Genomic DNA, 26,645 nt, shown 5'->3' with positions numbered 1-26,645 from the left:
AATTAATGAAAAGGATGTTAAATCTTTTTTATAAGATAGATGATACATACCGATATTTAATAAAGGAAAGAAAGGGAAAGTAACTATTGTTAGCTTTATGAGAATTGGGAACTAATAAAACATATGTAGGTTTTGGTATGGAAAAGGAAATAGTGTGTATTTAAATGAATGCAAAGTTTATGGAGGAACAATCATGTTGAATTATGGTGTGAAGATGAAAAAGTTGCTATTAGTGGCAGCTATAATAGTAAGCGTATTAAGTACGGAAAGTATGATGAATTATCATGCAGCCAAAGCTAAGGTGAAAAAAGTAGAACATCAGCCTAAAAATATAATTATGATGGTTATGGACGGAACGAGTTCAACGGCGACAACATTGGCTCGCTGGTATAAAGGGGCACCGCTTACGTTAGATCAAATTGTAACAGGAGGAGTGCGTACGTTTTCGGCGGAATCAGCTATTACAGACTCAGCGCCAGCAGCAACAGCATTAGCAACTGGAAATAAATCAAATTCAGGATATGTAGGTGTATTACCTTCTATTGTAAGTTCGCCTAGCTTAGAGCCAATAAAAGAAGAGGACAAGTTACGGCCGGTCGCAAACGTATTAGAAGGTGCAAAACGTACTGGTCGTGCAACTGGAATTGTTGCTACATCTGAAATTCAGCATGCTACTCCGGCGGGATTCTCGGCTCACCATGTCAATCGCAAGCAATTTGACGTAATTGCGAAGCAGCAAGTATATCAAAATATAGATGTCGTATTAGGCGGGGGAAAAGCGGCGCTGTTACCTATGCAAAGTAATGGAATCCGAAAAGATGGTGAAAATTTAGTAAAGGTGATTCAAAACAAAGGATACGATTTTGTTGAAACGAAAGATGCGTTATTGAACTCCAAATCTAATAAAATTTGGGGCTCTTTCTCACATCATGCTCTTGCGTTTGATACGGATCGTATAGCAACAAACCCAGAACAACCAACACTTTCTCAAATGACAGAAAAAGCAATTCAAACATTATCAAAAGATAAAGATGGCTTCTTTTTATTCATAGAAGGTAGTAAGCCTGATTGGGCAGCCCATGCGAATGATCCAATTGGGATGATTAGTGATATATTGGCATTTGATGAAGCGGTAGCAAAGGCGTTACAATTTGCGAAGAAAGATGGGGATACGATGCTCATCGCTTTAACTGATCATGGTAACAGCGGCATCTCTATAGGGAATAGGAATACGACAAAAGGATACAATACTACACCGGTTTCTGCATACATTGATCCATTGAAAAAGGCGAAAATGACACTTGAAGGAACTATAAATAAACTGAAATCTGATTTATCAAATGTAGAAGATGTAGCTAAACTATACGGTTTGGATAATCTAACTCATGATGAAAAAGAAAAATTAAAAGCGGCAAAAAAGAAAATGGATGTAGGACGAATTCTTACTACATTATTGGCTAATCGTGCAAATATCGGCTTTACGACAGGAGGACATACAGGTGAGGATGTATTCTTACATTCTTATGGACCTCAAAAACCAGAAGGCTTAATCCAAAATACAGACATTGCGAAGACGATGGCGAAAGCGATGGGCTTTAACTTAGAAGAAGTAACGAATAAAATATTTTTAGAGAGTGAACAAGCCTTTAAGAAGATTGGTGCAACTGTAACAGCCAACAAAACCGAAGGAGCAAACCCGTTACTGGTAGTAAAACATAATAAAGTAGAAGCACAATTATTTGGTAACAAAAATATAATTCGTATCAATGGTAAAGGGTATGAATTAAGAAGTATTATTGTAGAGAGTAATGGAAAGTGCTATGTACCAGAAGAAGCAATTCAACTATTTGTAAAGCATTCTCGTTAAAAAATTGCCAACCAGTTAAGCTAACTGGTGGCAATTTTTTGTGTTTATTCTAAATGTAAGTGTTCGAATTGTTTTGTAAAGTTTTCCATATGAGACTGGTATCAATGTTAAAGGGAAAGTATAGTTTTTTCTTACATTAAAAAATTTCGTTTTGTAGAATAAGAAGTTATACATATAGTAAAGTCTAATGGGTTATCAATTAATATTTACGAAAAATATATTAATACTTTAGAATTTCTTTAATGTTCATTATTTTTTATTTAAGGTTATCCGTTATATTTATAATGTGTTTATTTCAATTTATTGTATTGAAGCTCAGTTTTATATAATTATAAAGCAATCATCAAAATAAAATCTCCACTAGAGTAAATTTATTATTTTTTTGCGAAAATTATTATGCAGTTAAGAAAACTGTAATTTATTGAATTAGAAATATATTAGAATTTAGTTGAAGAAAGAGAGAGGGAATAAAATGAATATAGTGCACTTACGTCCTAAACAGCGGTCTAAGTATCGCATTATGCTAGGGAAGTGGTATTACTCTACAAAGAGGCACATTCAGTGGTTAGCAGACGGAAAAACATATGCAAAAAGGTTCCAACAAGAAAAGCTACCTTGTACAGCAATTCAGCACCAAACAATATTACTTCGTAAGCTCAAAGATGTAGATATGTGGTATCAACAGAATAAGGTTGTTAATTTGAAAATTGCTGTTAAAAAACTAAATGGTATCGTCATTAGACCGGGAGAAACATTTTCTTACTGGCGTTTAATAGGTAAGCCAACGAGGAAAAAAGGGTATGTAGAAGGTATGGTATTACACTACGGATCTTTTCAATCAGGTATTGGAGGAGGTCTTTGTCAGCTTTCAAATTTAATATATTGGATGACTCTACATACACCACTGACAGTAACCGAACGATATCGTCATAGCTTTGATGTCTTTCCTGATTCTAGGCGAACTCAACCGTTTGGGAGTGGGGCAACTTGTTCCTATAACTATTTGGATTTACAAATTAAAAATGAAACGGATCAACCGTATCAACTTCACCTTTATATGACAGATGAACATTTAGTTGGTGAATGGAGAACAGTCTATCCGCAACTTTATCAATATGAAGTGTATGAGAAAGAACACTCAATTCAACCTGCATACTGGGGCGGTTATATACGACATAATGTGATTCAACGTAAAGTATATAATCTACAGAAACAGTTAATAGAAGATCAATATGTAACAGAGAATCACGCTATAATGATGTACGAACCACTATTAGCTTGTAATAATGAGATTAGTGAGTAATATGGTAAACCATAGATTAAGTAGTATAGAAAATATTTAATTCTTATTTTTACTAAAAAAGTTCACTGTTATTTATAGGTGAGTTTGTTTTTCTATCTTATGTATTTCACCCTGCATAAAAAATATTTCTCAACATTTTATTTGTTGAAAAAGATTGAATATTCGTATTATAACGAATATTATGTTGTTATCGGCAAAAAACGATAATTTGCAGACACTGGGGAGGAAATACATTGAAAAAGAAAAAGAAATTAAAACCATTAGCGGTATTAACAACAGCAGCAGTACTAAGTAGTACGTTTGCTTTTGGAGGTCACGCAGCGTATGCTGAGACACCAACATCATCTCTACCAATAGATGAGCACTTAATACCGGAGGAGCGTTTGGCTGAAGCGCTAAAACAACGGGGGGTAATTGATCAATCTGCATCGCAAGCTGAGACGTCAAAGGCTGTCGAAAAATATGTTGAGAAAAAGAAAGGGGAAAACCCTGGGAAAGAAATCTTAACAGGAGATAGTCTTACGCAAGAAGCTTCTGATTTTATGAAAAAAGTAAAAGATGCAAAAATGAAGGAAAATGAACAGGCGCAGCAGCCTGAAGTAGGCCCAGTAGCTGGACAAAGTGCAGCATTGAACCCTGGGAAATTAAATGGAAAAGTACCTACTACATCAGCGAAGCAAGAAGAATACAATGGAGCTGTTCGAAAAGATAAAGTACTTGTTTTACTTGTAGAATTTAGCGATTTTAAGCATAACAATATTGATCAAGAGCCAGGATACATGTATTCTAAAGACTTTAATCGTGAACATTATCAAAAAATGTTATTTGGTGATGAACCATTTACTTTATTTGATGGATCGAAGATTAACACATTTAAGCAATATTATGAAGAACAATCTGGTGGTAGCTACACAGTTGATGGGACTGTAACAGAATGGCTTACTGTTCCAGGAAAAGCATCAGATTATGGTGCTGATGCGGGTACTGGGCATGATAACAAGGGGCCTTTAGGACCAAAAGATTTTGTGAAAGAAGCATTAAAAGCAGCGGTAGCAAAAGGAATCAATTTAGCAGACTATGACCAATTTGATCAATACGATCAAGATGGTGATGGAAATAAAAATGAGCCAGATGGCATTATTGATCATTTAATGGTTGTACATGCTGGCGTTGGTCAAGAAGCTGGCGGCGGTAAATTGAAAGATGATGCGATTTGGTCACATCGTTCAAAACTAGGTTCAAAACCATATGCAATTGATGGCACGAAATCTTCTGTTTCGAACTGGGGCGGAAAGATGGCTGCATATGATTATACAATCGAGCCTGAAGACGGGGCAGTGGGTGTGTTTGCACATGAGTATGGCCATGATTTAGGCTTACCAGATGAATATGATACAAAGTACTCAGGACAAGGTGAACCTGTTGAGTCATGGTCTATTATGAGTGGTGGTAGCTGGGCTGGAAAAATTGCAGGAACAGAGCCAACGAGTTTCTCACCACAAAATAAAGAGTTTTTCCAAAAGAATATGAAGGGGAACTGGGCGAATATCCTTGAAGTAGATTATGACAAACTTAGCAAAGGAATCGGTGTTGCGACATATGTAGATCAAAGTACTACAAAATCTAAACGACCTGGAATCGTTCGTGTTAACTTGCCGGACAAAGATATAAAAAATATCGAATCAGCGTTTGGTAAGAAGTTCTATTACAGTACAAAAGGAAATGACATTCATACAACACTTGAGACACCAGTATTTGACTTAACAAATGCAAAGGATGCTAAGTTCGATTATAAGGCATTTTACGAACTTGAAGCGAAGTATGATTTCCTTGACGTATATGCGATTGCAGAAGATGGAACGAAGACACGCATTGATAGAATGGGCGAAAAAGATGTAAAAGGCGGCGCGGATACAACTGATGGTAAGTGGGTTGATAAATCATACGATTTAAGCCAATTCAAAGGAAAAAAAGTAAAACTGCAATTTGAGTACTTAACAGATATTGCAGTAGCTTATAAAGGGTTTGCGTTAGATAATGCAGCATTAACTGTAGATGGAAAAGTTGTTTTCTCTGATGATGCAGAAGGTCAGCCAGCAATGACGTTAAAAGGCTTTACTGTGTCTAACGGATTTGAACAGAAAAAACATAATTACTATGTAGAGTGGAGAAATTACGCTGGTTCTGACACTGCGTTACAACATGCACGTGGCCCAGTATTTAATACAGGAATGGTTGTATGGTATGCGGATCAAAGCTTTACAGATAACTGGGTAGGCGTTCATCCAGGTGAAGGGTTCTTAGGAGTAGTAGATTCTCATCCAGAGGCAATTGTAGGGACATTAAACGGACAACCTACTGTGAAGAGCAGTACGCGTTACCAAATTGCCGATGCGGCATTCTCATTTGATCAAACACCAGCATGGAAAGTAAATTCACCAACTCGCGGTATCTTCGATTATAAAGGATTACCAGGAGTGGCAAAATTTGATGATTCTAAGCAATACATCAACAGTATTATTCCTGATGCAGGACGTAAGTTACCGAAACTAGGACTGAAGTTTGAAGTGGTAGGCCAAGCTGAAGACAAGTCTGCAGGTGCAGTGTGGCTTCATCGATAAAATAAGGTAAAACGAAGAGGAGCTGCGATAAGTCGGTGAAACTGACTTATCGCAGCTTTTTTCTTCTTGTGAAAAAACTTGCTGTTTTTTTTATGTACTTATTGGGAAAATTCGAAGTTTCTTTTATAAATAAAATACTCCGCCTGTCCAATTATAGAAGCTATTTTGGGCGTAAGTAATTTGTAAGTAATGAGTAAGAAAAAAGAGATTTTCATAGTATATAATATTTATTATAGCTACTTTTAACACCTGATACTAATAGTGTGCTATAATATGAATTAGCAACAAAAAGGAAAGGAATTAGAACAATGACCTTAGAAAATACTAAAAATTTAAAAAAACAAGTTGCTCCTTTTGAAAAATCAACGATTAAAAAAAGTGTTTGGCAACTGATCAACACAATCGTGCCATTTATTATTTTATGGTACCTTGCTTATAAAAGTTTGTCAGTTTCTTATTGGTTAACATTAGTTCCAGCACTGTTAGCCGCTGGATTTATGACAAGAATTTTCATTATTTTTCATGATTGCACCCATTATTCGTTCTTTAAAAGTCGACGTGCAAATAGAATAGTTGGAACGTGTATGGGTGTTTTAACATTATTCCCATTTGATCAGTGGGGGCATGAACATTCTATTCACCACGCTACAAGTGGTAATTTGGATAAGAGGGGTACAGGGGATATTTGGACGCTTACAGTTGATGAATATGTAGCTGCACCATTTAGACTTCGTTTAGCATATCGCTTATATCGCAATCCATTCGTTATGTTTGGATTAGGTCCGATTTATGTTTTCTTGCTTAAAAATAGATTTAACCGAAAAGGTGCAAGGCAGAAAGAACGTATGAATACTTATTTGACGAATATTATAATTGTTGCTGTAGTAGCTATACTTTGCTGGGCAATTGGGTGGCAATCGTTTCTGTTAGTACATGGTACTATATTCTTAATAGCAGGTTCAGTAGGGATTTGGCTGTTTTACGTACAGCACACATTTGAGGATTCTTATTTTGAAGAGGATAAAGATTGGGAATATGTGAAAGCGGCAGTGGAAGGAAGTTCTTTTTATAAGCTTCCTAAAATTTTGCAATTCTTAACTGGTAATATTGGATTCCATCATGTTCACCATTTAAGCCCAAGGGTACCTAACTATAAACTAGAAGAGGCACACAATAATACGCTTCCGTTAAAAAATGTACCAACGATTACGCTTGCTACAAGCTTACAATCACTACGTTTCCGTCTTTGGGATGAGAAAAGTAACAATTTTGTTAGCTTTAAAGATGTCAAAAATATAATTAAAAATAATGTTTCTGTTCGAGTGAAATCTGAACTATAATTGCATCGTATATAAAACTCCCCTTAATCATTTTCGATTTAAGGGGAGTTTGTGTTTAAAGAGTAGATGCCAGATAAGAGGAAAATTTACATAATTCAAATTGTAATGGAAGCAGATTAGGAATTGCTCGTACGTAAGTACAAATATAAGATGACAGTAAATGCATTATGTTAACAAATTCATAGTAAAAGGGGGGATCGTACAACATTATATCCAAAAATAAGAAAAGACTTGAACGAAAATTCCATTCATTTTTCTTGGTGTTCCGCATTCCATACACTTAAATAGGACGCATATTCTAATTCATCTGGATTCTCATGTAACATAGAAATGAATTCTAATTTGTTTCCATCACAATCTAGAAAGTATACACTTGCAGCAGGCATCTACCTTTGGACAATTGGCTCTTGATTTCCTTTTCCTTGACTTCCTATCACTGCTATTCCACGTTCCTCTAACCACGCTTTAGAAGTCATTAAAAACTCTAAATTTACACCAAAAGCAAAATGTCTCGGCTCAAAGTCTTCAATGTTATGTACTTCCCATAGTCCAAGCATTTGTTGTTTATTTTCTCCGACCCAAAAGAAAGCCACTCTTCTTTTGGAGAGTTTTCTTGCTAACGTTAATCCTAGCTTGTTTTGATAGAAATTTATTGCCTTCTCTAAATTTCTTACATGTAAATGAGTTTCGTATATGTTCTGTATTATTATGATCATTCCTTTCTTTATTGGTAACTACCAATTGAATAGTGAATATAATTCTAAAGTTGAAATATGTATAAGCCTAGTAATGTACATCTATATCCGATATACCTATTTACTATTATATTGAAATTGGAATGTGATAAATCCCACTGAGGTAGTAAGTGTTTAAATGAACACTCTACTACTTTTGTAGGAAAGGGGATATATTCATTAAATTCAGATGAAATCATATTAAAATAATGAAAAAAGACCACACATGAAGTGAAACGCCATGTGTGGTCTTTTATGTATAGTCAAATATTACGAAGTCTCGCTAATTTTAGTTTCACTATGAGTGTTAGTAGAATTTCTTTTCTTAACTTTAAAGTGATAGTAAGTGTAGCAAAAGATGATAAATGGGACAGTGCAATAGATTCCAAGTCGTTGTTCTGGGATAAAAATAAGACTGATTAATATAATGCCATACAATCCAAAACCAAGAATTGGTACGAGTGGATAAAGTGGCGTTTTAAATTTTAAGTCTTCTAATTTTCCGCCGTCTGCTAAATAATGTTTGCGGAAAAAGAATTGAGAAACACAAATTGACATCCAAACAATAATGGTAATGACTCCGGAAATTGAAATGAGCCACAAGTAAACAGTTTCAGCAGCTACTACACTTGTCAAAAGAGAAAAAGCAGAAATAGCTATTGTCATGATTAAAGCGTTGAGAGGAATCCCACGTGATGATAATTTCTTTAAAAATGCTGGAGCCATTTCGTTTTTTGATAAAGACCAAAGCATTCGAGTAGCAGCGTATAGTCCTGAGTTTGCGACAGAAAGAACAGCAGTAAGAATAACAAAGTTCATAATATCAGCTGCATATGGAATACCGATATTATCAAAAACAGCAACGAATGGACTCTTTGTTAATCCAGCTTCTTCCCAAGGAATTAAAGCAACAAGAACAAAGATTGCTAAGACGAAGAAAAACATTGTGCGCCATATAATATTTCTAATAGAACGAGGTAAAGTTTTTGCTGGATCTTCACTTTCACCTGCTGCGATTCCGACAAGCTCTGTACCTTGGAAGGAATAATTGACTGTAACCATTGTTAATAGAATAGCTGCAAGCCCATTCGGAAATAAACCACCATGATTTACGAAATTTGAAAGAAGTGGAGCTGGTTCATCGCCTTTTAAATCAATAAAACCGAACATAGCGGCGCCACCAAGAATTATAAAAGCTATAATGGCAGATACTTTTATACTTGAAAACCAAAATTCTGTTTCTGCATAACTACGAGCAGATAATGCGTTAATAGTGAAGATGGTAACGCCAAATATTAAACACCAAACCCAAACAGGAATATCAGGAAACCAGCGCTGCATTGTAATACCGGCAGTTGTAAATTCAAGACCGGTCGTATTCGCCCAGCTTAACCAATACAACCATCCGATTGTAAAGCCAGTTGCAGGATTGATGAATTTAGTAGCATATTCCTGAAAAGAACCTGAAACCGGCATGGCTACAGCAAGTTCACCAAGACATAGCATAACGAAATACATTAATAATCCACCAGCAATAAAGGCAAGTACGGATCCACCAGGTCCAGCCTGACTTATAATAAAGCCAGATCCGTTAAATAACCCGGTTCCAATCACACCACCGAGTGCAATCATGAATAAGTGTCTACTTTTCATCGTACGTTTTAATTCATTGTTTGTATTGCTTACTTGCGCCATTGTTTTCCTCACTTTCGTAGTTGATAGAATAATGTTTGATGTTTTTCCGTATTATGGAATGTATTCCGTGATGTGAAATCTTGTTATAATTTTCAGATAATTAAAAAGAAAAGTCAATATTTTTTTGTTTGCGTTTTCAATTCGTTGTTAGTGATATGTTTTTATTGTTAGAAAATTAAATAAATAGATTGATTTCATTTCGAATGTTTGCTAAATTGATAGTTAATTAAGCGTACTAACATATTACGAGTAAAGTTGAGGCGAGTTATGGTACAGTCCATTGATCGAGCGATAAGTATTATTAAATTATTGAATTCTACAAATGAAAAAGAGTATTGGGCTATTTCTGATATAGCTGATGGAACACATCTCCCGGTTAGTACAGTACATAGATTACTTAACTCTCTAATGGAGCATGGGTTAGTTACACAAATTACAGAGACAAAACAGTACAAAATTGGACCAATGTGGATGGAAATAGGGTTGCGTCAATTGGAGAAGGTAGACTATAGATCTGTTGCAAGAGAAGTGATGAAACGTTTGGCTTCTGAAGTGGAAGAAAGTGTCTATTTGAATATTCCAAACGGAACACATTCTATTATCATTGAAAGAATTGATAGTCCTTTAAAAATTCGAGTTATCGATAATCTAGGAGAACAAATTCCACTTTCAATTGGTGCTGCAAATAAAACGATGCTTGCCAATATGAAAACGAATGAAATGGAACATATTGTAGAGTATTTACTTCCTTCATTACCAGAACAAAAGCAAATTCTTCTTAATCAAATAAAGCAAATAAAAAATGAAGGATATGCTGTCAGTTATGGTGAAAAAACAGAAGGGACAGCTTCAGTAGCTGCACCTATTATCGGATTTAATCATAAAGTAGTAGGAGCATTAAGTGTTGGGTTAATTAGTCATCGTATTAATGATGATCGACTATCTTTTCTTATTAGCAAGGTAAAACAAGCGGCTCATGAAATATCAATAAAAATCGGCAGTACATCAGAACTATAATTTTGATAGCTGTCGTCATTTTTTATTCATATAATGGAATTAGTTTTCATAATGCGGAAAATAGGGGGATTTATATGTCAAAGTGGCAATCAAAAGAACAATTGGTTCAATTATTAAGCAGTCTTGTTGAAATTCCTAGTATTACCGGTTCAGAGGCTGAAGTAATATTGCCAGACTTTGTTGTGGAACAATTATCTGACTTACAGTATTTCAAACAAAAACCGCACCATTTGCAAAAAAATCCGACAGGGGACGGACGATATTTTGTTACAGCACTAGTAAAGAAAAGCGATAGTACAAAAAATACTGTAATTCTAGTAAGTCACTTTGATGTTGTAGATGTACAAGATTACGGAATGTGGAAAGAAGATGCATTTAATCCTAAAAAATTAACATCTATGTTTTATTCTCATAAAGATGAACTTCCAGACCATGTACGTGAAGATATAGAACATGGAGAATGGCTGTTTGGTAGAGGAACAATGGATATGAAATGCGGCCTCGCATTACAAATGGCAATGATTGAGCAAGCTTGCGAAGAAAGATTTGATGGGAATGTTCTTTTATTGGCTGTACCAGATGAAGAAGTAAATTCTGTAGGGATGAGGGCCGCTGTTCCGAGACTGTTAGATTTAGCAAGAGAGCATAACTTAGATTATAAAACGGTCTTAAACTCAGAGCCTATGTTTTCAAGACATCCTGGTGACCAAAATAAGTATATTTACACTGGCTCTATTGGTAAAGTGTTACCTGGTTTTCTTTGCTACGGAAAAGAGACACATGTAGGTGAACCTTTTGCAGGGTTAAATGGGAGTTATATGGCTTCATTAATAACAGCAGAATTAGAGTTAAACACAGACCTTTGTGATATTGTAGAAGGGGAAGCGAGTCCTCCGCCAACTAACTTACTTCAAAGGGACTTAAAAGAGGATTATTCTGTACAAATTCCGCATCGTGCAGTTACATTATTTAATTTGTTTTTATTAGAAAAATCAATGACAGATGTAGTTGCATTGTTACGTCAAAAAGTAACGAAAGTAGCAGAGAAAATAGAAGAGTCATATGAAAAACATGCATATCGTTTTTCTAAATATAATTCATTTATACCACCTAATCTCAAAGTAAATGTATTAACTTATGAAGAGCTTATCACATATGCAATTGAGCAACATGGACGAGAAAAAATAAATCATATTCAATCTAATATTATAAAAAATAGAGGAGATAAAGATGATCGTGCGGTAACCATTGATTTAGTAGATAAATTAGCGATTTTATGTAAAGAAAAGGCACCGATGATTGTACTTTTCTTCGCTCCGCCGTACTATCCAGCTGTGAGTTCACGCAACAATCCTTTAATAAAAGAGGTAGTTGTAGAAATGGAAAAGTATGCACACTACAATCATAAAATTACATTTGAAAACCAAAATTATTTTGGGGGGATTTCAGATTTAAGTTATGTAGGCTTGCAGTATCCACTGGATTCAATGAGTTCGCTTGTAGACAATATGCCATTATGGGATAAAGGTTATTCAATTCCGCTTCAGGAATTAGAGGAGTTTGATGTTCCAGTATTAAATATGGGGCCGGTAGGAAAAGATGCACATCAATGGACAGAACGTCTAGATGTAAACTACGCATTCGAAACGCTATTAGATATGTTACCGAAATGCATTGAAAAATTATTAGTTTCTAATAAAATTACACAATCATAGTAGGGAATAGGTAAGGGATAAAACAGAACCTGTAAAGAAGATTCGAATGAAATTATTTTAATATAATTAAAACTGAAACGGCCAAACTCAAGTATATATGAGTTTGGCCGTTTATCATGTAGTGAATTTCTAATTAAATTCATATGAATTCATAGCTAACGCGATCTCTTTTACAGTTTTACTTTTTAGTTTGACCAGATAGTTCAACAGACTTTTGCGTACAACGCTGCATTGCTGAAATAATCGCTGTTCTCAGTCCTTTTTCCTCTAATGTTGCTACAGCTTCTATTGTCGTTCCGCCAGGAGAACAAACCATATCTTTCAATTCACCCGGATGTATTCCTGTTTCTAGTACCATTTTTGCAGAGCCTAACACAGCTTGAGCAGCGAATTTATATGCTTGATTTCTTGGCATACCATCTAGTACAGCAGCATCTGCCATCGCTTCTATAATCATATATACATAAGCTGGTGAAGAACCACTTACGGATGTGACAACATCCATTAATTTTTCACTTACGATCTCTGTTTGACCAAAACTATTGAAAATGTTTAGTACATCTTCTAAATCTTTTTCTGTCACCATTTCATTCGGGCATAATGCAGACATTCCTTCTCCAACAAGAGCAGGAGTATTAGGCATTACCCTTACAACCTTTACTTTTTTATTAAAGGCATTTTCAGTACTTTCAATACTTTTCCCAGCAGCGATCGTAACGATGATAGCATCGTTTTTGATTACTTCTTTTATTTCATTAATTATTGACGCGTATAGGTCTGGTTTGATTGATAAAATTAAAATATCAGCATTTTTAGCTACTTCATTGTTGTCGGTAGTTGTAGTTAGCCCATATTTTTCACTAGCATTTTTTAAATTAGCAGTGTTTAAATCTGAACAAATAATTTGATTTGAAGACACTATATTTTTGTTTATCATTCCGCCAATCATAGCCATTCCCATATTTCCGCAACCGATGAATCCAATTTGTTTATCCATAATAACTCAATTTTGCTCCTTTTATAATCAATTATATCGGTTTGATATTATTTTCTTAGAATAAGAATAACATCCCTGTGCAATATAAAGAAACATTCTAAGAGAATATATTCCTTTTTGCAACACTAAAAGATAAAAATTAATTATATTCGACATTATGTAAATATATACACTATAATGTAAGGTTTTATGTTTATGAATATGAGTTAAACTTATATCATTTTGTATTTTCATTCAGTAGGGAGATAATTTCATACAAATAACTTGCGGCTCTATTTATTTTTAAAAATACCTCTTGACACCGAATCGAACTATATCGCATAATATAAAAAAATTAGATTGAAAATCGTTGAAGGGAACTAGTACATATGTCTTCTTGCGAAAGAGAGTGGAATTCACCGGCTGAAAGATTCCTCGTATAGAATATATCGAACCTATCCCTGAGTCTTAAATGAAAGTTTAGGCGTTCGCCTGCGTTATAGGCACCAAGTGGATATCTATGTATATCAATTAAGGTGGTACCGCGGAACAATGACCGTTTCGTCCTTTTTATTTTATTAAGGGCGAAGCGGTCATTTTTATTTTGCTCTTAAATACTTCATTGCAGCATTGATGAGAATAGATATAGTTACAAAGTGAATGAAGTGTAATTTATAAAAAACTTTGATTTTAGACTTGGGGGATAAAAAAGTGAAAAAACAACGAGTTGTTGTAAAGATTGGGAGTAGTTCCTTGGCAGATAGTCACGGAGGCATCTCTACAGAACAGCTTTCAGATCACGTTGCCGCATTGGCTCGGTTGAAAGAAGATGGGCACGAGGTTGTGTTAATTACATCTGGAGCCGTCGCTGCAGGTTTTTCAGCGCTAGGATATCCTAGCAGACCTGTAACGATTAAAGGGAAACAGGCTGCAGCAGCTGTCGGACAAAGTTTGTTAATGCAGGCGTACACCGAGGAATTCCGTAAATATGGCATCGTTACTGCGCAACTTTTGCTGACGAGAAGTGATTTTTCTAGAAAAGAACAATATAGTAATGCTTACGCTACGTTAGGAGAATTATTAAACCGCTCCGCTCTTCCAATTATTAATGAAAATGATTCCATCTCCTTAGAGGAGCTGACGTTTGGTGATAATGATATGCTGTCAGCTTTAGTAAGCGGGCTTGTTTCGGCGGATATGCTTATGATCTTTACGGATGTGAACGGGTTATATGACAAAAATCCTCAGAAAAATGCGGATGCAAAAAAATATTATTTTCTTCCTGAAGTTACGGAAGAAATTTCTTCTCTTGCAGGAGATGCTGGCTCAAAACTTGGGACTGGCGGTATGAAATCAAAAATCGATGCTGCAAAGACAGCGCTCTCTCTTGGTGTGAGTGTATTTATCGGAACAGGACGTGGACAGGAAAAGTTTGTAGATGTTTTGAAGGGTAAGGGTGATGGAACGTATGTTGGTAATGCTCCTCAAAAAGAAATGAAGATGAACAAGCAATGGATTGCCTTACATTCGCTTGTTAGCGGACAAATTGAAGTAGATGCTGGGGCAGCTACTGCCATCATTCAGCATGGTAAGAGTTTACTTCCAGCTGGTGTTACGAATGTATCAGGATTTTTCCAAGTGGGTGAAGTTGTAGAGGTTGTAACGCAACAAGGGCGCGTAATAGGAAAAGGACAATGCACATATAGTGCAGAGGAACTAAGAGATGTAAAAGGTATGCAAAGCCAAGATATTCAAGTAAGAGGCGAGAGACATAGTTATGAAGTCATCCATAGGGATCATTGGGTTTCACTTTAAAAAGGAGGAAATAAAAATGAATGAAGTGTTGGCAAAGGGGATAAAAGCAAAAGAGGTTGCTAGAGAGCTTGTGCTTAAATCTACAGAGCAAAAAAACGAAGCACTTTCCGCAATAGCTGATCAGTTAATATTAGAAACAGCTTATATTTTAGAAGAAAACAAGAGGGATATTGAAGAAGGTAAGGCAAAAGGATTTTCTGATTCACTCCTTGATCGTCTTCTGCTAACTGAAAATCGTATTATTGATATGACAGAGGGGATTAAGCAGCTAATTGAATTACGTGATCCTGTAGGAGAATGTGTAAGTGCATGGGAAAGGCCAAATGGACTATCTATTCAGGAGATGCGCGTACCACTTGGTGTTATAGGCATGATTTATGAGGCAAGACCGAATGTAACAGTGGATGCAGCTACAATTTGTTTGAAGACAGGAAACGCAGTCATATTACGTGGTAGTTCTTCTGCTATTCATTCTAATAAGGCCATCGTTGCCGTTATTCACAGAGCGCTCAAACTAACAAGCTTACCTCAAGAAAGCGTACAGCTTATAGAAGATACAACGCGAAATAGCGCGAAGCAGTTGTTTACAATGAAGGATTATCTAGACGTTCTTATTCCAAGAGGTGGCAAACAATTAATCGATACTGTTGTGAGAGAAGCGTCTGTTCCAGTACTTGAAACAGGTGCGGGAAATTGTCATATATTCATTGATGAAACAGCAGATAAACAAATGGCGTTTAATATTATTATAAATGCAAAAACACAGCGTCCATCTGTATGTAATGCAATTGAGACGATTGTACTTCATGAGAATTGGGCAGAGCAATATGGTAGCGAGTTGTTTTCTTCCTTGAAGGAAAGAGGAGTGGAGCTACGTGGTGATAATAAAGCAGTGGCGATTGATTCTTCTATCTTACTTGCGACAGAAGAAGACTGGGAAACTGAGTTTTTATCTCTCACACTAGCAGTGAAAGTGGTTTCCACTGTTGAAGAAGCGATTCATCATATAAATACGTATGGATCTATGCATTCTGAAGCAATTATTACTGAAAACGAGGAAAACGTCAGCAAGTTTTTTACTTCTGTAGATGCCGCGGCACTTTATCATAATGCATCGACTCGTTTTACAGATGGATCCGAATTTGGATTCGGAGCGGAAATTGGTATCAGTACACAAAAGTTACACGTAAGAGGACCAATGGGGCTTCCAGCATTAACTTCTACAAAATATGTGATTCGTGGAAATGGGCAAATTCGAAAATAATAATAAAAGACACTCAATTGGCTTGGGTGTCTTTTATTATAAAAATTAATTACCATACAAATAGCCCAACGAGCATAGCACTTAATAAAGAAACAGCCATCCCGCTAACAAGAAGCTTCCAAACATTTTTACCGATGACTGATGATTTTTCTCCGCCAAATAATGAATTGTAAGTTCCGTAAATCATACCTACTGTACTAAAGTTAGCAAAAGAAGCTAGAAATGTCGTTGCAACCGCAACCGTATGCGGTTGTAGCGACTTTAAGTTTGATTTTAAATCCATCATTGCAACAAATTCATTCGTCGTTATTTTGATCCCCATTAATTCAGCTACATACATAGCATCACTGCCTGATAAACCGAGTAAAAATGCAAAAGGACTAAAGATAATGGAGAAGATTTTTTGAATTGTTAACCCCGTTACAAAAAATCCTAAAATCCCATTTAAACATGCTGTTAAAGCTACATAACCAATTACCATAGCTAAAATAACGATAACCATATTCATCCCAACTAACATACTGTTTGAAATAGTAGAAAAGAAATCCTTTTTTTCATGTTTTGAAGGTGTGTAAACAACGTCTTCTTCTTTCGAAACTTCCACAGGATTTAATACATTGGCTAAAATTAATGCGTTAATACAGTTTAATGGGATTGCGCTGAAAATATATGTTGCTGGAACCATTGATAAATAAGCACCAAGAATGGATCCGCTAACGCTACTCATACTCATAATTCCAAAAGTTAATAATCGATTTTCTTTTAAAACAGATAATTGATCCCGAACAACCGCAAGTGCTTCGGTGTTTCCTAAAAACATCATTTGAATCGAAAAGAAACTTTCTAACTTTGGTAAACGAGAAATCTTTGAAATAACTGCACCTACTTTATCAATAATCCAAGTTAAGATTCCGAAATAAGAAAGAATATCGAAAAAAGTAATAACAAAAATGATAGGAAGTAACGCACTAAAGAAGAAATCAATGTGCTGACTTTCCATAGCTGAAGGAAATGCAAATCGAATACCTTCATTCGCACATGCTAGTAGCCAACTGAAAAATGACGCAATTTTATTAATGATAATACTGCCGAGCTTTGTGCCTAACATAAACCACGTAATAAAAAGCTCCAATAGGATGAGAATTACAATTGGTCTCCATTTTATATGTTTTTTATTAGGCGAACATAAGAAAATGATTAATATGACAACGAAAATCCCTAACATATTCAATATGAAATACATGTCAACAACTCCTTGAGAGTTATTATTTGTATATAAAAAAGCATCTATTCTTCCAAATTTGGATTATGATTAGAAGTTATGAAGCATGTAAGTTATGTTAGGAATCAATGTATTTTAATTTGCTTTATTTTGAGCAATCGTAGTAATTATCGAACAATTAGCTGTTTTCAATTGTTTTGTTGGATATTAAACGTATGCGATTTTAAACATCGTTTATTCCGGATTAACGGGCAGTAAGATTTTTACCTCAAAATTCAAGGAAAGCAAAGAAGTGAGGTGGGGGTGGGCTGCCCGCAAAATCCCGATTGGTAAGAGCTGATTAAAATTTCACTTTATAAATAAGAACGGTGAGTTGGCCATGAACCTTGAAGTTTCCGAAGCTGTATAATTTGTCCTGTATGATAAGCATCATGCAAAAGGATATTCATATATTGTTGCCAAACTGGTAGAGAAGGACTTAGTTGATCTAGTTCTGCTTCTTGAAGGGCGGTTAATGAAGATTGTAAGGCATCATGTACTTGAAGCGTTCGCTTTACGGTTTGCTGCCAAGCGGCATCATCATTAGGTCCACCTTGGATAAATGTCTCATCATTATTTTGTGGAGCAACAAATCTGTCGTCTTCATGTAAGCGGGAAAGTAGGCGTTCTTTAAAGATTAATAAATGGTTCACATTTTCCCAAATCGTATTACTGGCAGCACCTTCTGGTTGCCAACATGCTTGTTCAACCGTAAGATTCTTTAACGCTTCTGATATTGGTGGGTACCATTCTTCTTCGTAAAAAACTTGTTGGACTCCATTTTGCAACATTTCTTTTCTTCCCATTCGTATAGCCTCCTGTTCATTTTTCTTCATAAAACCAATTCTCTTTTCTCTTCAATAAACCTTTTCTATAGTTGCACAAGAGGGTGAAAGACAACTTATAACAGAGCCATTAAAAAAATTCTTTTTAATATGATACTTAATAATCAAGGCTTTAATTAAGTCAGAATGAAAAAGAGTATAAACCTTTCTCTATTTGCTCATTGATTAGAGTTTTTTTGAAGTCGCAAAATAATTCTAAAAATATAGAAGGTTAAATTCGATAAAAATAGAATTTAATATATAGCAAACAAGGAGGGGATAAAAATGGAGGTCTATCACATAACGAGCAGAAAAAGGGAAACATACAACGTTCAGGTGAAATATTCGATACTTTTCGAATGTGCACTTGGCATTGCTGCGATTACTCATAAAAGGTTAATTGATACTCTTGAAAAGAGTCAAAATGAATGGGAAGAAATTAAGGAAGCATTAACAGAAGAAATGAGAGAACACTTACAGTTTGTAGAAGAACATAATACGTGGAAAGCATTACTCCAGTTATTGTATGAAGAGGATTTTCAAGATTTATCGCAGTTTAATTTTAAAATTGATTCATTTTCAGAAGAAGATTTGAAATTTATATGTTTACCGTTTTTAGGAGAGAAGTATGAAGAGAAAAGACGTTTAGCTGCGACGGGAGTTGTATGTGCAATACATGAATTAAAGGAATTAACACATGATCATCAGTTTTTCTCTACGTACATTCGCTTTATATGTGATGTAGATGTACAAGTGCTGAAATCTCATTTAATCGCTGTAATGACAGGGTGGTATGAGAGTGTAATTAAGAGTGAGGAAGAAGAAATACTTTCTATATTAAAACGAGATTATGAAGCAAAAAATGAAATGAATAAAAAGATGAAGCCGGAAGAGTTTGTCGAGTGGGCGACTGGCGGAGTGAACTATATGCCAGAGCCAAGTGTTCATCACGTACTTCTTATTCCGCAAATGACGTACAGACCGTGGAATATTGAAGCAGATATTGATGATACGAAAGTATTTCATTATCCAGTTGCAAACGAAAGTATCCATCCTGAAGATCCATATGAACCGAATTATTTTTTAGTTCAAAAACATAAAGCTCTTGGAGATGAAGCGAGGTTACGCATTGTAAAAATGTTGTTCGAAAAAGAACGAACATTGCAGGAAATTACAGAAAGATTGCAACTTGGTAAATCGACTGTACACCACCATTTGAAATTGTTACGTGCAGCGAAGTTAGTGGATATACACGATGGAAAATATGTATTAAGAAAGAAAGCAGTACAGTCTTTAGCGAAAGAATTAGATATGTTTTTGAATAGATAATTAACAACGAGAATGTACATAAAGGGAGGAATATAAAAGAAAAGTTGGTGTATGAAATTGAAAAATGTATTGAAAAATCGTTCGTTTTTTTTTATGTGGATTGGTAGTGCAATCTCTGAATTAGGAGGGGCTTTCGGAACGTTATGTAATTCAATTCTAGTATATGAGTTAACAGGATCGGAAATGGCTTTAAGTAGTATGTGGCTATTATATTTCATCCCATCACTCATACTGCAATTAATAAGTGGCCCATTTATTGATAAATGGAGCCGGAAGTGGATTATGATTTTTTCACAATGGATACGGGCGTCCGTATTTTTATTACCTTTGGTGATGCTAGTTTCGGGTAGTATAGAAGTTTGGCACATTTATGTTGTTCAAATTGTAGTGGGACTTATTACACCTCTTTATACACCTGCAAGTCAAGCAATTACACCGAGCATTGTAGGGAAAGAACAACTTCAAGATGCAAATGCGTACATTGATGGAATGACTCGCCTTATGATGTTTCTTGCGCCAGTATTAGGCGGAGTAGTCATTCATTTCATTGGAACAGAACTTACATTATCTTTCGTATGCATTTGTTTATTTGTTAGTGGTGCTTTCTTACTTTATATAAAAGAAAATAGAACGTCGCAACCTATTCGGAAAACGTGGCTTGGACAGTTTCTTCACGGTTTTACATATTTTTTTACAAAACCAATCATCGTTTGGCTCGGTATATTTCTTACTTTCGTGCAATTTGGAGTTGGGGTAACGATGGTTACAAATCTTCCTTATATAAAAGACGAGCTGTCAGCGGGATATGCGGAATTTGGTTATTTTATGGCCGGATTCCCACTTGGCTATGTAGTTGGATCTATACTAGTCGGAAAAGTAACATATAAAAGCAGGCGTATACTTATGCTTGGAGGATTGTTTATCGGGGGACTCACATACATTTCGCTAGGTTTTAACCACAGTATTGTAATGGCGGTAATAATTGAAATAGTTGCAGGTGTTTGTATTGCATTTTTCAATGTTTATAACACAACGATATGCCAACAATCAGTTCCGAACAATATGATAGGACAAATATTTTCGGTGCGATTATTTTTCATACGATCCGCTATGCCGTTAGGTGTGTTAGTAGGGGGCATATTGAGTGAAATGTGGGGAGTAAGAGCACTATACTTTATTATCGGTTCAATTATATGTGTCACTTCTTTAATCGGAATCTTACTCCCATATTTCAAATTTTTAGATGAGGCGATAGAAGAGAAAACAGCATAATTCGAAAAATTTAAACTTTATAATTGAAAATAATTATCATAATCAACTATAATAGTAGTATTCGTATTACAATGAAGGAGTGGGATATATGTTTATCGAAACGAAAACATTTACAGTAAAAGAAGGTACATCAAATATAGTTGTAGAACGTTTTACTGGAGAAGGTATTATTGAAAAATTTGAAGGCTTTATTGACTTAAGTGTTCTTGTGAAAAAAGTAAGACGCGGCGACGAAGAAGTAGTCGTTATGATTCGCTGGGAATCTGAAGAAGCATGGAAAAACTGGGAAACAAGTGAAGAACACTTAGCTGGACATAGAGCGGGCCGTGGTAAACCAAAACCAGATCATATCATTAATGTGGATCACGCAGTTTATTATGTGAAATCATCAAAAGCGGCTTATCAGCAGTCGTAATATACAAGCAGAGGATACATGTTGTAGAAGCAATCATGTATCCTCTTTTTTATTACTGGGGGGATGGGAATGATAGAAAAACTTGCATTCATTACATATGAACAACATAAAAAATTAGTGCAAACAATAGTAGCGGAAGTCTTATCTATGGAAAAGGTAAATGGATTCATGCTAATTGGATCTGTTGCAAGAGGCGATGCATATCCTGAATCTGATTTAGACTTCTATATTCTTTTAGAAGACGGACAAAAGAAGAAATTTCATTCTGAAATGAGAGAAGATATTTTAGTTGAATATAAGGGTGCAGATTTTAATCAAATTCAAGTAAACTTTAAAAACAATCCGATGGAACTATACTCATTTCTAGAAGGGAAAATTTTGTTTGATAAAAGCGGTGAGTTAAAAAAGTTAAAGGAAATAGCTACATATGAATTTGAAAACTATCGTGTTTCAAGTGACAAAATGAAGGGCATTTCTCATTGGTTGCATAGTTCGCTTATTAAAATTCAATCTGCTTTAAAAGCAAATGATGAGTTAAAAGCTTCATACTTAGTTCATACGTCAACTTGGACATTGTTAGAAGGGATATGGGCTATTAATAATAAGCCAGTACCGCCAGCGGGATCTGCTTTAAGGTATATTCAAACGTTGCCGAATAAGCCAATTCATTTAGATGAGTTACTTAATAAGCTATTTTTAGGTGATACAACAGAGCGCATCCCTTCAGCAATTTTCCTGGTTGAGTGGGTTCTACACAATCTGGAAAATAAATAATGAGACTATTTTATATAGGTACATTAATATTTCACGTCGAACGGTTTATATAATTGCAGTCATAAAAAACGTTCTAGGCTATGGAGAAAAGTATTAGACTTATAAAGCATAGTCTTAGACGGAACGCTTGAATATCTTACCTTGCATATTTAAGTGTTATGAAAATGAGTCTACATACCCTCTGCTTAAAAGGAGATGAGTGAATGAAGTTAAATCATTTGAATTTATGTGTTGATGATTTATCAGAAGCGAGACATTTCTTTGAAACATTTTTTGATTTTCAATTTTTGGAGCAAAAGGGAAAGGCACTAGTAGTGATGAGTGATGAAAGTGGATTTATACTTGTGCTGAGCGATCCAAAAGCATTTAAGGGAAATAAGGAAGTTATGTATCCTGAAGCTTTTCATATTGGTTTTTTAGTGGATACTTCAAATGAAGTTGATCAAGCGTATAATCGTTTAGTAGCAGGCGGCATTGAAATAGATAAGGAACCTTATTCGATGCGAGGTAGTAGTTATGGTTTTTATTTTACAGTATTTAATGGCTTATTAATTGAAGTGTCTTGTCTTGATTATAGAGAAGGTAAGAAAGTTTCAAAGCTTAATAGTAATCATCAAGAGTAATCATTTGAAGGTGTATAGAATTTAAGTATGTATCATATTAGAAGACGGATTAAGAAAGTTTCACTGTAAAGTAAAAAAGACAGACTAATAAATAGTCTGTCTTTTCACATTAATTCTTCACATCATCATAAAGTTCAAGCGCCTCTTTCACATTCAATCCATTCTTCACAATGCCATGTATCGCTTGAATCATCGCAGCTGGGTGCTCGGATTGCCATATGTTTCGGCCCATGTCTACTCCAATTGCGCCTTCTTGCAGCGCATTGTACGTAATGTTTAATGCGTCTTCAATTGAATCTAGTTTTGGGCCACCTGCGATGACGACTGGGGCAGGGCATGTGCTCGTTATTTTTTCGAATCCTTCGCAGTAATACGTTTTAATAATATCAGCACCCATTTCAACACATACGCGGGAAGCAAGTGCTAGAAAGCGAGCTTCACGTTTTTGTAATTCCTTTGCGACTGCGGTAATGCCGAGTACTGGTAGGCCGTAATCATGAGCTTCAGAAACTACATTTGCGAGATTTGTAACAGTTTGTGTTTCATAGTCTGATCCGACAAAAACAGAAACGCCAACGCCAATTGCGTTTTGCTTCACTGCTTCTTTTACAGGTGTAACAATTGTTTCATTCGCTAAATCTTTACCGACGACAGTAGCGCCACCAGATACACGCATAACCATCGGTGTGCTGCAGTTTTCAGGAATGCAGGAACTAAGTACACCGCGTGTTAAAAAGAGGGAGTCTGTATACGGAAGTAAGTTTTTAACTGTTTCAAGTGGTTGTTCTAGTCCGTGAATTGGTCCTAAGAAATAACCGTGATCTATTGCTAACATAACCGCTCTACCATCAGGTAAAATTGTATTTAATCGATTTTTAAATCCCCAAGTCATTCCAAATCACTCCTTCGTTAATGTTGGATTTTCCGTTTGTACAGTATCTTTATTTGGTAAATGTGGTGACTTAATAAAAACAGCTTTAAAAGGTTTGTCAGAATGGTTAATAAGATAGTGAGATTCATGAGGACGAACTTGCAGGACATCACCTTGTTTAATTGGAACTCTTTCATTATTCACATAGAAATCTATTTCACCTTCTAATGCATAAAAGACCTCTTCGCACGTCGTATGATAATGGTTTTGAAACTCCTGGCCCGGTTGAATGACAACAAGGCCAAGATCAATATTTGGACCTTGTATTAAATATTTCGGCCCGTTATCACCGAAGCGATAGGAGAAGTCATTTTCATTCGCTTTTAACATACAGTTCACTCCTTTATGTAATGTGTTACAGTGCACCAGGCGCAATCCACATATGTGAGGTGAGCCCTTTATCAGCTAAAGCGAGCTGACTGTCATATACAGTTTTCCATGTTTCATAGAACTCTTTATATAGTTCGTGATTTTCAGTAACTGGTTCGAATGTTTGCTCCCACTGTACAAACTCTTCGGCAGTTTCTTCCATAGATGAATATATGCCAGCACCAACTCCAGCAGCAATCGCAGTTCCTAAAGCAGCTGCTTCTTTCACAACAGGTACTTTTACAGGAATACCGAGTACGTCTGATAGAATTTGTGGCCATAGTTTTCCTTTAGCGGCACCGCCAGCAAAAATGACTTCAGAAGGGAATGTGCCAGTTAGATTTTTTATTAATTTTAAGTTTCCAAGTGTAATGAAGGCTGCATTTTCTTCAATAGCACGAAACAGTTCTTTTTTTCCGCATTTGTCAGCGTCTAAACTTAAATTTAAGAATGAAGGTGCGGCATGACGCCAAGAAATGTAGTTCATAACGTTTGAAAAAGTAGGGATAATGCCATGTGAACCGACAGGTACGTCTTTCGCTTGTTCTTCTAGTAATTCATAAGCATCTACACCAAGTTTATCAGCAAGTTTCTTTTCTTCTTGGCAAAAAGCGTCTCGAAACCAGCGCATAACGAGACCTGGGAAAAAGGCGATTGTTTCATATTGCCATAGGTTCGGAACGACGTGACAATTTACTCGAATCGCAGCATGTGGATCTGTTATTGGCTCAGTAACATTCACTTCTTGTTGCCAAAAGCTACCCCCGCATATTAACGTTTGATTTGGTTTCACGATTCCTGTTCCGAGCGATGCCATTTGAGCATCTCCACCCCCTGCGACGACAGGAATCCCTTCACGTAATCCAGTTAATGCTGCACACTCTTTTGTAACGTTGCCAATTACTGTACCAGCTTCATTTACTGTTGGTGAAAATGGCAAAGATAGACCGCACTCCTTAGCGACATCGTTATCCCACACTCTATTTTGTAAGTCAAAAATACCTGACGTGCATCCGTTTGAGGGATCAATTTGTAGTACGCCGCTTAGTTTATATAAAATCCAATCGTTTAACATTGTAAAAGAGTAAATATTATTATAGACGTCGGGTTCATGTTTTTTTATCCAGAGTAGGCGTGGTAAAGCACCTAATGAAAAAGTTTGACCAGACTTTGTATATAAATCTTTTTCAAGATGTGACCGAATTTCTTTTAATTCACTAACTTCGACGGATGCGCGCCCATCAACATTTGCACACGCCCATATTTCTTGCCCATCTTGATCATATAAAACAAATCCTTCTCGCATACTTGTAGCGCTAATAGCAAGAATAGAAGAGGCAGGAGTGTTGCTTTTTTGAAGCACCTCTTTCGTACATTCTTGTACTAGCTTCCAATTTTCTACTACATCAAAGTTCATAGAGCCTGGATAACGAAGGTCAGATTTGTGAATCCATTCTTTTTGACTTACTGCAATTTGATTACCATGTAAATCAAAAAGAACTGCTCGAATGCTCCCTGTACCAGCATCGAAAGCTAATAAATGGGACATTAACAATCACCATCCTTTCGTAATAAGGAGAGGGCAGTTTCCTCATCGGTAATTAATGAATGAATAAACTTTCCTTTTAAGGCACCATAAATTGCATCTATCTTTTCAGTACCTCCAGCAACACCGACGACATGCTTCATATTGCGCAAAATAGAGAGGGGCGTGCCAATTAGACGATTGTGATGCGAGAGTTCTAATAAATCGCCATTTGTATTATAAAACTGTCCTAAAATATCGCCAGCACCGTTTTGACTACGAATATATGTCATCTCACGTAGTGTTAATTTTTCTTCTTTTACAATCGTAGCGTCTTGAGATAATCCCCCAATACCGACAACAGCCGTATGAGCAAGTGAAGCGACTTGAAGCATATCTTTTACACTCGGTTCTGATAGAATACTTTGTGCCATTTCGGTTGTAGACGCTAGAAACGGCGTAGGGATAATGTGAAGTTCGCCTTGCATGTAGTGTAAATAGTTTTGTTTTCTCGGGAGATAGTGATTTACCCCGCCTGTGAGCGTTACGATTGAAAGGTTGATAGAACTTTCAAAATGAATGTTTTCTAGCATTTTGCTAATTGTTTCTCCCCAGCCAATACCGAGTAAATCGCCTTGCTGGAGATGAGTTTCTAAATATTGTGCAGCAGCTTTTCCGAGAGAAGCGTGATAATTGTTTACTGGGGTAGGGATAATAAAAGCATCTTTTAAGTGGAATTTTTTCATTAGGTCACGCTCAATACTTAAACAGTGCAAACCAGTCCCTTTTACGTGAAATGTAACGATACCTTCACTCCGCGCTTTATCTAATAACCGGACGACTTTATTTCTTGAAATATGAAGAAGTGACGCGATCTCCTGTTGTGTTAATTGGTCTTTATAATAGTACCAAGCTACTTTAGTTAATAAATTTTCTTCAAAGTTCAGCTGAGTCATACTCTTCATCCCTTTCAAC

21 protein-coding genes, 1 pseudogene and 1 other annotated feature are annotated in these 26,645 nt (G+C 35.9%); of the genes and pseudogenes, 13 read left to right on the top strand and 9 right to left on the bottom strand.

Annotation, left to right across the window (positions count from 1 at the left end):
• The first annotated feature begins 193 nt into the window (after nucleotides 1-193).
• The 4 genes from ACTFRU_RS03125 to ACTFRU_RS03110 all read left to right on the top strand — a co-directional run bounded on the left by ACTFRU_RS03125 (nucleotide 194) and on the right by ACTFRU_RS03110 (nucleotide 7,131).
• Entirely contained in the window at nucleotides 194-1,867 is a 1,674-nt protein-coding gene (locus ACTFRU_RS03125) for an alkaline phosphatase (protein WP_000935918.1), read from the top strand.
• Nucleotides 1,868-2,339: 472 nt separating this feature from the next.
• On the top strand, nucleotides 2,340-3,170 hold the full coding sequence (locus ACTFRU_RS03120) for a VanW family protein (protein ID WP_001028236.1): 831 nt from the start codon (nucleotides 2,340-2,342) through the stop codon (nucleotides 3,168-3,170).
• A 233-nt stretch (nucleotides 3,171-3,403) separates the two neighbouring features.
• Nucleotides 3,404-5,791: an immune inhibitor A domain-containing protein gene (locus ACTFRU_RS03115; protein ID WP_440037455.1), complete on the top strand. Its 2,388-nt coding sequence runs from the start codon at nucleotides 3,404-3,406 to the stop codon at nucleotides 5,789-5,791.
• 308 nt (nucleotides 5,792-6,099) lie between these two features.
• Nucleotides 6,100-7,131 (top strand): fatty acid desaturase, encoded by a 1,032-nt coding sequence (locus tag ACTFRU_RS03110; protein WP_000171504.1) that lies wholly within the window; start codon nucleotides 6,100-6,102, stop codon nucleotides 7,129-7,131.
• A 248-nt stretch (nucleotides 7,132-7,379) separates the two neighbouring features.
• On the opposite strand, the pseudogene ACTFRU_RS03105 reads toward ACTFRU_RS03110, so the two are convergent.
• Both ACTFRU_RS03105 and ACTFRU_RS03100 read right to left on the bottom strand, forming a co-directional pair.
• Nucleotides 7,380-7,838: pseudogene (locus ACTFRU_RS03105) on the bottom strand (VOC family protein).
• Nucleotides 7,839-8,135: 297 nt separating this feature from the next.
• Nucleotides 8,136-9,560 (bottom strand): amino acid permease, encoded by a 1,425-nt coding sequence (locus tag ACTFRU_RS03100; RefSeq protein ID WP_000079991.1) that lies wholly within the window; start codon nucleotides 9,558-9,560, stop codon nucleotides 8,136-8,138.
• Nucleotides 9,561-9,827: 267 nt separating this feature from the next.
• Between ACTFRU_RS03100 and ACTFRU_RS03095 the strand changes: the two genes are divergently transcribed.
• Both ACTFRU_RS03095 and ACTFRU_RS03090 read left to right on the top strand, forming a co-directional pair.
• Complete coding sequence (locus tag ACTFRU_RS03095; RefSeq protein ID WP_000250758.1) at nucleotides 9,828-10,577, top strand: IclR family transcriptional regulator; 750 nt, start codon at nucleotides 9,828-9,830, stop codon at nucleotides 10,575-10,577.
• 74 nt (nucleotides 10,578-10,651) lie between these two features.
• Nucleotides 10,652-12,292, top strand: coding sequence for a M20/M25/M40 family metallo-hydrolase (locus ACTFRU_RS03090; RefSeq protein WP_006924532.1), 1,641 nt, complete (start codon nucleotides 10,652-10,654; stop codon nucleotides 12,290-12,292).
• A gap of 178 nt (nucleotides 12,293-12,470) precedes the next feature.
• On the opposite strand, the gene proC is transcribed toward ACTFRU_RS03090, so the two are convergent.
• Complete coding sequence (gene proC / locus ACTFRU_RS03085) at nucleotides 12,471-13,289, bottom strand: pyrroline-5-carboxylate reductase (protein ID WP_000360725.1); 819 nt, start codon at nucleotides 13,287-13,289, stop codon at nucleotides 12,471-12,473.
• A gap of 340 nt (nucleotides 13,290-13,629) precedes the next feature.
• Nucleotides 13,630-13,840, top strand: a binding site (T-box leader).
• A 139-nt stretch (nucleotides 13,841-13,979) separates the two neighbouring features.
• Here proC and proB point away from each other — a divergent pair.
• Together proB and ACTFRU_RS03075 are read left to right on the top strand one after the other, a co-directional pair.
• Nucleotides 13,980-15,083 carry a glutamate 5-kinase gene (proB, locus tag ACTFRU_RS03080; protein WP_006924529.1) on the top strand — a complete coding sequence of 368 codons (1,104 nt, stop codon included), beginning with the start codon at nucleotides 13,980-13,982 and terminating at the stop codon, nucleotides 15,081-15,083.
• A 16-nt stretch (nucleotides 15,084-15,099) separates the two neighbouring features.
• Nucleotides 15,100-16,347, top strand: coding sequence for a glutamate-5-semialdehyde dehydrogenase (locus ACTFRU_RS03075; RefSeq protein WP_001006609.1), 1,248 nt, complete (start codon nucleotides 15,100-15,102; stop codon nucleotides 16,345-16,347).
• Between the two features lie 49 nt (nucleotides 16,348-16,396).
• Here ACTFRU_RS03075 and ACTFRU_RS03070 read toward each other — a convergent pair whose 3' ends face one another.
• On the bottom strand, nucleotides 16,397-17,590 hold the full coding sequence (locus ACTFRU_RS03070) for a NupC/NupG family nucleoside CNT transporter (RefSeq protein WP_000273596.1): 1,194 nt from the start codon (nucleotides 17,588-17,590) through the stop codon (nucleotides 16,397-16,399).
• A 332-nt stretch (nucleotides 17,591-17,922) separates the two neighbouring features.
• Nucleotides 17,923-18,414: a DinB family protein gene (locus ACTFRU_RS03065; RefSeq protein ID WP_440037454.1), complete on the bottom strand. Its 492-nt coding sequence runs from the start codon at nucleotides 18,412-18,414 to the stop codon at nucleotides 17,923-17,925.
• Between the two features lie 303 nt (nucleotides 18,415-18,717).
• Between ACTFRU_RS03065 and ACTFRU_RS03060 the strand changes: the two genes are divergently transcribed.
• From ACTFRU_RS03060 to ACTFRU_RS03040, 5 genes are all read left to right on the top strand, one after another.
• Nucleotides 18,718-19,761: an ArsR/SmtB family transcription factor gene (locus ACTFRU_RS03060; RefSeq protein ID WP_440037453.1), complete on the top strand. Its 1,044-nt coding sequence runs from the start codon at nucleotides 18,718-18,720 to the stop codon at nucleotides 19,759-19,761.
• 51 nt (nucleotides 19,762-19,812) lie between these two features.
• Nucleotides 19,813-21,033 carry an MFS transporter gene (locus tag ACTFRU_RS03055; RefSeq protein ID WP_440037452.1) on the top strand — a complete coding sequence of 407 codons (1,221 nt, stop codon included), beginning with the start codon at nucleotides 19,813-19,815 and terminating at the stop codon, nucleotides 21,031-21,033.
• An 88-nt stretch (nucleotides 21,034-21,121) separates the two neighbouring features.
• Complete coding sequence (gene hmoA, locus ACTFRU_RS03050; protein WP_000469496.1) at nucleotides 21,122-21,448, top strand: heme-degrading monooxygenase HmoA; 327 nt, start codon at nucleotides 21,122-21,124, stop codon at nucleotides 21,446-21,448.
• Between the two features lie 69 nt (nucleotides 21,449-21,517).
• Nucleotides 21,518-22,222, top strand: coding sequence for a nucleotidyltransferase family protein (locus ACTFRU_RS03045; protein WP_000570640.1), 705 nt, complete (start codon nucleotides 21,518-21,520; stop codon nucleotides 22,220-22,222).
• Between the two features lie 203 nt (nucleotides 22,223-22,425).
• Entirely contained in the window at nucleotides 22,426-22,845 is a 420-nt protein-coding gene (locus ACTFRU_RS03040) for a VOC family protein (protein WP_000773081.1), read from the top strand.
• 109 nt (nucleotides 22,846-22,954) lie between these two features.
• Here ACTFRU_RS03040 and lsrF read toward each other — a convergent pair whose 3' ends face one another.
• The 4 genes from lsrF to ACTFRU_RS03020 are packed head-to-tail and all read right to left on the bottom strand — an operon-like array spanning nucleotide 22,955 to nucleotide 26,626.
• Nucleotides 22,955-23,737 carry a 3-hydroxy-5-phosphonooxypentane-2,4-dione thiolase gene (gene lsrF / locus ACTFRU_RS03035; protein WP_000219782.1) on the bottom strand — a complete coding sequence of 261 codons (783 nt, stop codon included), beginning with the start codon at nucleotides 23,735-23,737 and terminating at the stop codon, nucleotides 22,955-22,957.
• A 6-nt stretch (nucleotides 23,738-23,743) separates the two neighbouring features.
• Nucleotides 23,744-24,106, bottom strand: a complete 363-nt coding sequence (locus ACTFRU_RS03030; protein WP_000909986.1) for a cupin domain-containing protein — start codon at nucleotides 24,104-24,106, stop codon at nucleotides 23,744-23,746.
• 25 nt (nucleotides 24,107-24,131) lie between these two features.
• Nucleotides 24,132-25,694, bottom strand: a complete 1,563-nt coding sequence (lsrK, locus tag ACTFRU_RS03025; RefSeq protein WP_000018815.1) for an autoinducer-2 kinase — start codon at nucleotides 25,692-25,694, stop codon at nucleotides 24,132-24,134.
• On the bottom strand, nucleotides 25,694-26,626 hold the full coding sequence (locus tag ACTFRU_RS03020) for a sugar-binding transcriptional regulator (protein ID WP_000192709.1): 933 nt from the start codon (nucleotides 26,624-26,626) through the stop codon (nucleotides 25,694-25,696). Before ACTFRU_RS03020 ends, lsrK begins: the two co-directional genes overlap by 1 nt.
• Between the last annotated feature and the right edge of the window lie 19 nt (nucleotides 26,627-26,645).

Source organism: Bacillus cereus group sp. MYBK220-1 (assembly GCF_051916445.1).
Classification (GTDB): Bacteria; Bacillota; Bacilli; order Bacillales; family Bacillaceae_G; genus Bacillus_A; species Bacillus_A cereus.
Note: the sequence above shows the minus strand (reverse complement) of the source record. Positions and strands in the feature narration are given on the sequence as shown.

Excerpts from the sequence above, each read along its gene's own strand:
- ACTFRU_RS03125 (WP_000935918.1), top strand. The coding sequence starts at position 194 with ATGTTGAATTATGGTGTGAAGATGAAAAAGTTGCTATTAGTGGCAGCT.
- ACTFRU_RS03120 (WP_001028236.1), top strand. The coding sequence starts at position 2,340 with ATGAATATAGTGCACTTACGTCCTAAACAGCGGTCTAAGTATCGCATT.
- ACTFRU_RS03110 (WP_000171504.1), top strand. The coding sequence starts at position 6,100 with ATGACCTTAGAAAATACTAAAAATTTAAAAAAACAAGTTGCTCCTTTT.
- ACTFRU_RS03100 (WP_000079991.1), bottom strand. The coding sequence starts at position 9,560 with ATGGCGCAAGTAAGCAATACAAACAATGAATTAAAACGTACGATGAAA.
- ACTFRU_RS03095 (WP_000250758.1), top strand. The coding sequence starts at position 9,828 with ATGGTACAGTCCATTGATCGAGCGATAAGTATTATTAAATTATTGAAT.
- ACTFRU_RS03090 (WP_006924532.1), top strand. The coding sequence starts at position 10,652 with ATGTCAAAGTGGCAATCAAAAGAACAATTGGTTCAATTATTAAGCAGT.
- proC (WP_000360725.1), bottom strand. The coding sequence starts at position 13,289 with ATGGATAAACAAATTGGATTCATCGGTTGCGGAAATATGGGAATGGCT.
- ACTFRU_RS03075 (WP_001006609.1), top strand. The coding sequence starts at position 15,100 with ATGAATGAAGTGTTGGCAAAGGGGATAAAAGCAAAAGAGGTTGCTAGA.
- ACTFRU_RS03070 (WP_000273596.1), bottom strand. The coding sequence starts at position 17,590 with ATGTATTTCATATTGAATATGTTAGGGATTTTCGTTGTCATATTAATC.
- ACTFRU_RS03065 (WP_440037454.1), bottom strand. The coding sequence starts at position 18,414 with ATGGGAAGAAAAGAAATGTTGCAAAATGGAGTCCAACAAGTTTTTTAC.
- ACTFRU_RS03060 (WP_440037453.1), top strand. The coding sequence starts at position 18,718 with ATGGAGGTCTATCACATAACGAGCAGAAAAAGGGAAACATACAACGTT.
- ACTFRU_RS03055 (WP_440037452.1), top strand. The coding sequence starts at position 19,813 with ATGAAATTGAAAAATGTATTGAAAAATCGTTCGTTTTTTTTTATGTGG.
- hmoA (WP_000469496.1), top strand. The coding sequence starts at position 21,122 with ATGTTTATCGAAACGAAAACATTTACAGTAAAAGAAGGTACATCAAAT.
- ACTFRU_RS03045 (WP_000570640.1), top strand. The coding sequence starts at position 21,518 with ATGATAGAAAAACTTGCATTCATTACATATGAACAACATAAAAAATTA.
- ACTFRU_RS03040 (WP_000773081.1), top strand. The coding sequence starts at position 22,426 with ATGAAGTTAAATCATTTGAATTTATGTGTTGATGATTTATCAGAAGCG.
- lsrF (WP_000219782.1), bottom strand. The coding sequence starts at position 23,737 with ATGACTTGGGGATTTAAAAATCGATTAAATACAATTTTACCTGATGGT.
- ACTFRU_RS03030 (WP_000909986.1), bottom strand. The coding sequence starts at position 24,106 with ATGTTAAAAGCGAATGAAAATGACTTCTCCTATCGCTTCGGTGATAAC.
- lsrK (WP_000018815.1), bottom strand. The coding sequence starts at position 25,694 with ATGTCCCATTTATTAGCTTTCGATGCTGGTACAGGGAGCATTCGAGCA.
- ACTFRU_RS03020 (WP_000192709.1), bottom strand. The coding sequence starts at position 26,626 with ATGACTCAGCTGAACTTTGAAGAAAATTTATTAACTAAAGTAGCTTGG.